Raw genomic sequence first — 1539 nt, forward strand, 5'->3', positions numbered from 1 at the left:
AATTAATATGACCTAACTCAAAAGCAATCATTAGCTGAGTTTTTAATTCACCGACAGACCCTTTAGCCACAGAAAGAAAATAAGCTCTTTCTTTATCAGAGTAACGCTCATAACCCTCTGCAATATTGCTAGGCACTGAAACTGCGCTTCGACACATTTGATCTTTTAAGCCGAAATCCCTCAAAGCAGCAAAAGTTTGATATACAAACAAACTTAATGAGAAAGACTTTTTCCATACATCTAAACTTTCATACCTCACAACCACTCCTTAGCCTTAATCCCGCATTCATCATAAATTATAGTAAACATATAATTTAACGCACGGAACTTAATCTCTTTCGCAGCTCGGCTCTCGTAGCCCGTTACTCGAAACTCATTATCTAAAAACAAAAAACCCAGCATAAGCTGGGTTTTTGAATTCTTGATAACGTAAAAATTAACGTTTTGAGAACTGTGGACGCTTACGCGCTTTCTTAAGACCCACTTTCTTACGTTCAACTTTACGTGCATCACGAGTAACGAAACCTGCTTTACGAAGTTGTGGACGTAATGACTCGTCAAACTCCATAAGTGCACGAGTGATACCGTGACGGATAGCACCAGCTTGACCAGTAGTACCACCACCAGCAACGGTGATGTGTAAGTCAAACTTTTCAGTCATGTCAACAAGCTCAAGAGCTTGACGAACAACCATGCGTGCTGTTTCGCGACCAAAGTACTCTTCTAAAGAGCGCTTGTTGATTACGATGTTACCAGTGCCTGGGCGTAAGAATACGCGAGCACTTGAACTTTTACGACGACCTGTACCGTAGTATTGATTTGCCATGATAGTGCTCCTTAAATGTCTAGAACCTGAGGCTGTTGTGCAGCATGATTGTGCTCAGTACCCGCGTAAACTTTAAGTTTACGGTACATAGCGCGGCCTAAAGGACCACGTGGCAACATGCCTTTAACAGCTTTTTCGATGATCATTTCAGGCTTTGCAGCTTGAAGTTTATCAAAAGTAGTAGACTTAAGACCACCTGGGAAACCAGAGTGAGCATAGTACACTTTGTCTTTGAATTTATTACCAGTAACAGTAACTTTCTCAGCGTTAATAACGATGATGTAATCACCAGTATCTACGTGCGGTGTGTACTCAGCTTTATGCTTACCGCGTAGGCGATGAGCGATTTCAGTAGCGATGCGACCTAAAGTTTTACCTTCAGCGTCAACTACGTACCAGTCACGTTTTACTGTTTCTGGTTTAGCAACAAACGTTTTCATTTATAAAAATCCAATGTTTTTCAATTAAAACCACAGGTAGTTATGTTTAACTACCGCTCTAAGTTTGCTACAACCCCTTCGAGTTTTAGACTTTTGCGCCGCTCACAAGTGGCTAAACTATATGAGGACATAGAACGCAACGTGGCAGACGCGGGAGTATACCAGCACTTAAATAACATTGCTACCGGCCGGTTGTTTTTTCCTCAAGAAAAGTTATTACTCAGCGGTCAGCGGTCAGCGGTCAGCGGTCAGCGGTCAGCGGTCAGCGGTCAG

3 protein-coding genes are annotated in these 1539 nt (G+C 42.2%); all 3 read right to left on the reverse strand.

Annotated elements, in window-relative coordinates:
* Window positions 1-259, reverse strand: a 259-nt coding sequence (locus L641_RS0100005; protein ID WP_024600777.1) for a four helix bundle protein, incomplete at its 3' end; no start/stop codon positions are given.
* Between the two features lie 177 nt (window positions 260-436).
* Window positions 437-829 carry a 30S ribosomal protein S9 gene (gene rpsI, locus L641_RS0100015; RefSeq protein WP_024600778.1) on the reverse strand — a complete coding sequence of 131 codons (393 nt, stop codon included), beginning with the start codon at window positions 827-829 and terminating at the stop codon, window positions 437-439.
* An 8-nt stretch (window positions 830-837) separates the two neighbouring features.
* Entirely contained in the window at window positions 838-1266 is a 429-nt protein-coding gene (gene rplM, locus L641_RS0100020; protein WP_002957960.1) for a 50S ribosomal protein L13, read from the reverse strand.
* Between the last annotated feature and the right edge of the window lie 273 nt (window positions 1267-1539).

This window comes from Pseudoalteromonas sp. TB41, assembly GCF_000497975.1.
GTDB classification, from domain to species: domain Bacteria; phylum Pseudomonadota; class Gammaproteobacteria; order Enterobacterales; family Alteromonadaceae; genus Pseudoalteromonas; species Pseudoalteromonas tetraodonis.

Bases quoted from the DNA above. Each gene is read 5' to 3' on its own strand.
- rplM (WP_002957960.1), bottom strand. From the start codon at position 1,266: ATGAAAACGTTTGTTGCTAAACCAGAAACAGTAAAACGTGACTGGTAC.